The 5435-nt window shown below is 54.7% G+C and carries 4 protein-coding genes; all 4 read right to left on the bottom strand.

Features of this window, described 5'->3' with window-relative positions; all coding sequences use genetic code 11:
- Positions 1-220: 220 nt before the first annotated feature.
- The gene (locus B2R17_RS15315) at positions 221-1402 is read right to left on the bottom strand and encodes a hypothetical protein (protein WP_286764673.1); all 1182 of its coding nucleotides are present in this window, start codon (positions 1400-1402) and stop codon (positions 221-223) included.
- 164 nt (positions 1403-1566) lie between these two features.
- A complete protein-coding gene (locus B2R17_RS15310; protein ID WP_286764672.1) occupies positions 1567-1848 on the bottom strand; it encodes a hypothetical protein in 282 nt (93 codons plus the stop codon).
- Between the two features lie 498 nt (positions 1849-2346).
- Positions 2347-3333, bottom strand: coding sequence for a DUF1571 domain-containing protein (locus B2R17_RS15305; RefSeq protein WP_414707336.1), 987 nt, complete (start codon positions 3331-3333; stop codon positions 2347-2349).
- Positions 3334-3464: 131 nt separating this feature from the next.
- The gene (locus B2R17_RS15300; RefSeq protein WP_339887250.1) at positions 3465-5252 is read right to left on the bottom strand and encodes a hypothetical protein; all 1788 of its coding nucleotides are present in this window, start codon (positions 5250-5252) and stop codon (positions 3465-3467) included.
- Between the last annotated feature and the right edge of the window lie 183 nt (positions 5253-5435).

Raw genomic sequence — 5435 nt, 5'->3', positions numbered from 1 at the left:
AACGACCGGAAGCAGATGACGGCCGGATCCGCCAAGATTCCTGAGTTTCGCGGCCGCCAAACAATTCCTTTTGGGTGCGCAGGACGAAAACACTTTCTCGACGTATGCAAAATCGTCGGCGTAAGGGAAATCGTGATTCATTGCATCCGATAACGGGTGCCATAACCCAGTCGCCGCGTTTGATCGTGATGTAATTGAACGCGAGACCGGCGACTTGGGTTCATGGCTTGGTTCGTCGTGCGTAGTCGCCCCCAATGATTGCCCCCATCAGGAGATAGAGCTTCTCATCAGGCGTTCTAGCAAGGTCTAACCGTGATTCAAATTCAGAAATGTAGTCTTGCTCTACGAGTGATTCCGCAACCGACTCAAGAGTGAAAAGGTACCAAGATTCCGTCGGATCAGCCTGGAACACCTCCCGTTTTCTCTTGAGTATTTCATCGATCGCATCAAATCGCTCCAAACGTACGAGTAGGGAAATCAGGATCGGGGAGCCGAAGGCCGTCGATAAGCCGCTCCAATCTCGGCCAACGCTTCCGTAAAGTCTCTCCACCAGATTACCTGCTTCCTTTTCGTTCCCAAGTTCGACGAACGCGACGGAGGCAAGGATTGCTGTTGGGATTTTCTTCGGTGGAATGCCTCGGGTTTTCGATTCCCCAATGGCACTATTGATGTATTTTCTAACCCCTTCTTCATCACCTGCCTTTGCGGCGACGATCGCCAGTATTGCGGCGTCGTAGGTACCGTCTGAAGAGAAGGCAGTCATTGTGCTGATACGATCACGTAGTGAGCCCGAAAGCTGTTCCAAAGGACTTGGAGTTCCATCGCGTAGTCTTTCAATTGCCTTATTCGATTCACTCTTACGGTAGGAATCTGAAATGTCGCGAGCACGAGTGAAAGCCTCTTCGATTTTGCCTGCTCGCGCTAGATACTCGCAGATGTCCGCAAGGACGCGATCTTTGTGGTAGTCATCCGACATCTGCCGAATGAGGGACTCGGCACGTTCGAGTTCGCCTTTACTGGCAAGTGCCATGCCAACGAAGTGCGTGGCTCGCTCTTTCCACCTCGGTTCGGAGATCTTGTCGACCGTTGCAAATGCAGCATCGAACAGGCCTTTTTGCGCGAGAGATGTAGCGATGCTCGTCATCAGCGAATTCTTCGTATCCTCGTCCTCTTGACTCAAGGCAATCGTTTGGGCTTCCGTTTCATGTCCGGTTTCAGCGAGAACCGCGACCGTCATTGCAATAGCGGTTCGTTGCTGCGATTCGCTAACTTGAGGGATCTGCTCACGTAGCATCTCAAGCCAGTTCGCTTCGCGCACATTGAGCAAATCGTCGGCAGTCGACCGAGACCAATTGGTCGGCACGATCAACAGAGCAAGGAAGACAGAGTAAAATCTGGGCATAAGATTATTCGACGAACGTTAACGATCACGTGGCCGCCGCGAACGACTCACCACTTCAATAAACTCAACTCGGCGGCTCATGTGCATCGTCTGGTTCGCCGATTATACGTTGGGTCAATGATGCACCGCCGCCAGCACCTAGGCCCACAATTGCACGTGAGCAATTAACGCGTCTGCAAAGGCATCACGCCAATCAAGCAGCCGAATCCTACGCCGGCAATTGACCCCAGTACAAGTGTCTCGAAAGCGATCGTCGGGAGTTCCACAAGTCGTAGCATCGCAAAGACGCTGAAACCAATAAAGGCGGCAATCGCGGGAACAAGAATACAGGCGAAGTGTGTTTGTTCGGACCGCATGAAGCTCCGCAGCATCGCCAGAAGGCTGGCACATACCGAGAGAGCAAGTAGCAGTAGCATCGCGAGGCCAGCACCAACGGCCCATCCCATTCAGGTCTCCATCGCATTGGCGTTGAAAGTATTGTTATTGGCGAACGATATGCTTATCCCCGGTTGGTCCGGAGGTAAGTCGGATGGTTGGGGGTTCTCACCGGTTGCGTTGTCCCGTCTCAGGTTCGCAGTCTCGGACTTATCGCTGGTTGGGAGGAACTTATCGCTGGTTGCGCTGCCCTCACCTAACGTGGTGGTGCAGCACGCCGATGTCAAGCATTTTTTGCGTTTGGGAACCAGTGCTCGCTGGGCGAACGCAACCTTTGCCAGCCAAAAGCTGGTTGTCGATTCGTCAGGGGCAACCGGGCAGAGTCCCAGGGGCGAATCAACTGGCTTCGATGAAACTGGCCGTTGGCCAGTCGTCCACCTTGGCCAATGGCCAAGCTCAACATAGCCAGCGGGCAACGCCACTGGTCTTGTGTTACGCCACCCGCACGCTTTGGCCAAAGGCCAAATTCATCCACTTCATCGGGCCAAGCGTATCTGTGATCAATCGCCTCACTCGGGAAACGTGTAGTCCGGGTTGGTTGGATCGAAATCGAGGTCGGTCAACGCCGGATTGATGACCAGATCGTGGTACTCGTACGATTCGATCAGGGGCGGCGTTTCGCCTTCGGACGCTGGCCAACCAAAGCTGCGGAAGCTGACGATCAGTTTCTGCTCTTCGTCGATCACGACTTCGGCCAACGAAAAGTCATCGGGTTGATCGGTGGGTTTCGAACGTTGGATTTGCAACAGCGTCAGCGATTTTCCGTCGAAGTCATGCCCTTCTGTGCGAGTCACGCGGACGTCGGGGTTATCGATGTCGCGTGAGCCACGTTCGATCAGCTTGCGCACCAAGTTGGTCAGCCCCAGCTCGGTGATTGGGTAACGCTGACCTCGCATCGCCAGAAAGTTGGTTGGATCCAGTTTGGCGGTCATCATGCTGCCGATGAAACCTGCTTCGCGAACGAGCAGTTGTCCATCGTTTTGATCTTCGATCCAAATCACCTCCCGTCCTTTCGCGGACTCGGGTGTTTCGAATCGCAAGTAAGCACGCAGGCCTTGGCCGGGCTCGCCACCAACGTGTCGCGTTCGGATCTTCATGAACATCTCCGACGGTTCTTGCAGAACGCCATTGCGGTCTTGTTCGTGTTTGATCATTCGCGTCGTGTAGCCGTCGACGTTGTCGATCAAGTGCTGGAGCGATTCCTCCGCCAGTTTCAAGACATCCTCCATGGGGACATCCGACGAAGCGATGTTCGTTTGGCCGTCTGATGTTTCACCTGATGCCGTTTGCTTGGATCCGACGACGGTCGGTGGAGTTGCCACGGAGGATGGTGATTGCTTGCCTCTGAGTATCCACCCCAAACCAATCCCGATTACTAAACACGATAGTCCAACCAAAAGCGATCGGCCTGGGCCGCGGGAAGGAGCGTTGGCATCGGACTCGGTTGATGCGGCAGAGTTGGACGCGGCAGAGTTCGGAGAAGATTCAGTGACCATGAGATCAGGAATTTGTGGAGGGCAAGAAAAAACCTCCCTGGATCCACCCGGTAAACGGGCCGGCCCAGAGAGGTTTGAAAGCAGTGTCGATTTCAATCATCTGGCGAGCAGGCGATCGAAACGAAAATCACTCAGAAGCCTTGGTTCATCTTGGCTTGCTGAGCTTGTCGAGCGGCCGCACCGATGGCTTGCAGCATGCCATCACCGATGACGAAGCGGCTGATTTGACCATTGGCAATGGCTTCGGAAACGATTCGCAGTTCGCCCGCGTCATCGGCTCGCGAAAGTGCGTCGATCATGGCTGCAATCGCATCGTTGTTTTCGATCGATTGAGCGAACTGAAGGATCGGCATCAGGTTGACTTGAATTTGCATCAACGTGTTGCCTGATGGAGCCACTGGAGTGGCTTCTGAATCGATCAATTGTTTCATCAAAGGTAGGCTGTCGTCACCCAGTGCAACGTAGATTGCTTTGGGGCCGGTTCCGATGTGAACGCGAACTTGTTCGCCAAAGATCTTGCGAACTTCGTCTTCGTCAGCGGGCACGTCGGCTTCCACCAAGTGCATGTTGACGCCTTTGTAGTTGTTGACGTCGAACTCGAAACGAGGTGCGTCACCACGGCCTTGGACTTTTGCAGCGACGTCTTTGACGATGCTGGCTGCTTCTCCGCCATCGGATACGAATGCACCCAGAGCGAATTGAAGTTTGTTGGCGTCGGTCAGCAACAAAGCACCGAAGTCCGATTTGCCTTCTTTGGCCGAATCCATCATCAGTTCCACCACACGGCGGATCATGTCCGTCGCTTCGGCTTGCTCGGATTCGCTCAGCTTGTCGGTTTGGCTCAAGGCCGAACCCAACATTTGCATCGCGCCGTCGACGCTGGTTTGTGCTTGTTCAAGAGCTTCGGGGCCGATCGAGCTGGCGAAGTGAACATAGCCAGCCGCATCGTCGCGAACGACGCTGCTGTAAGCCGATGGAATGGGCTTTTGTCCGTCGTACATGCGAGCCAGCTTGGAACCTGGGACGGCGGTGAACTCCGTTTCCAACAACACGCGACGATTGGCGGAATCGATGTCGATTCCAATCATCAGTTCTTTGGTTTGATCGATGACTTGTTCGAGTTGTTCGATCGATTGGGCAGCGTATTCCATTGCGGCTTCGTCGCCGTTTTGTTGCTGCTTCATCGCTTGGTCAAATCCTTGGCGAATTTGTCCAATCAATGCGTCACGCATTGGCGGTGGGACTTGTTGAACGTCCAACCGAACGGCGATGTCGTATTCAGCTCCCATTTCGCTGATCAGGGCCGATGGGTCGGCGGGAGCACGGTCCAAAACGGCGCGGTTGCGAGCCAGGACTGCCCAGTTACCAACCTGGCGAATGAACACTGTGTTGGCACCGATGGCGATCACCATCGTGCCGTCGTCCAGCTCGTCGGCAGGACCGACTTGAGCTTCCATACGTTTGAGCACGGTTTTGACATTCGATGTTGGCAGCAAGGCGATGGGTTCGGGTGCACCGTCAATCAATGGCACGACAATGCCAACGGGCTGGGATGTGTCGAGACCTTGTGTGAAGGTTCCGGCCATCATGGCGAACATACCGCCCAATTGTGGTTGGCCGATCGCACCACTGAAGTAGTTCAGGTCGCGAGTCAATTGATCAATGCTGCCCAGCGTGACCACGACGACTGGTTCAGTGGATTGTCCCGCAACGGCACTGCCGCCACCGGGAATCAGTTTTTCTTGAGCCGTCACCGAAGTGAACGGTGATGCGATACCCGCAATAGCGACCAGAGCGGCCAACGCGAACGTGGCAACTCGGGAAACGCCTGGGCGGGCGGGTTGGAAACGGGCGTACGACAATCTCACGGGTGCGTCCTTTGTCGGATCAAATTGGAAATTGAAAGGCAAGAGCTTCAACTGTAAGGCCGTGTCATCTCAAGAACAGGGCGCCTACGAAGAAAGGTACCCAGGCGGATTCGCCGAAGTTTCAGCAATGTTGGCAATTTAGGCGAGATTCTTTTCGGATAATTTCGCGTCGCCGTGGCTGCCCGGATCGTCGACTCCCGCCGCGATCTCGGCTTCGTCGTCCGCTTCCTCCTG

Source organism: Rhodopirellula sp. UBA1907 (assembly GCF_002337565.1).
GTDB lineage: Bacteria > Planctomycetota > Planctomycetia > Pirellulales > Pirellulaceae > Rhodopirellula > Rhodopirellula europaea.
This window is presented reverse-complemented; position numbering and strand designations above follow the sequence as displayed.

Bases quoted from the DNA above. Each gene is read 5' to 3' on its own strand.
- B2R17_RS15315 (WP_286764673.1), bottom strand. From the start codon at position 1,402: ATGCCCAGATTTTACTCTGTCTTCCTTGCTCTGTTGATCGTGCCGACC.
- B2R17_RS15310 (WP_286764672.1), bottom strand. From the start codon at position 1,848: ATGGGATGGGCCGTTGGTGCTGGCCTCGCGATGCTACTGCTACTTGCT.
- B2R17_RS15305 (WP_414707336.1), bottom strand. From the start codon at position 3,333: ATGGTCACTGAATCTTCTCCGAACTCTGCCGCGTCCAACTCTGCCGCA.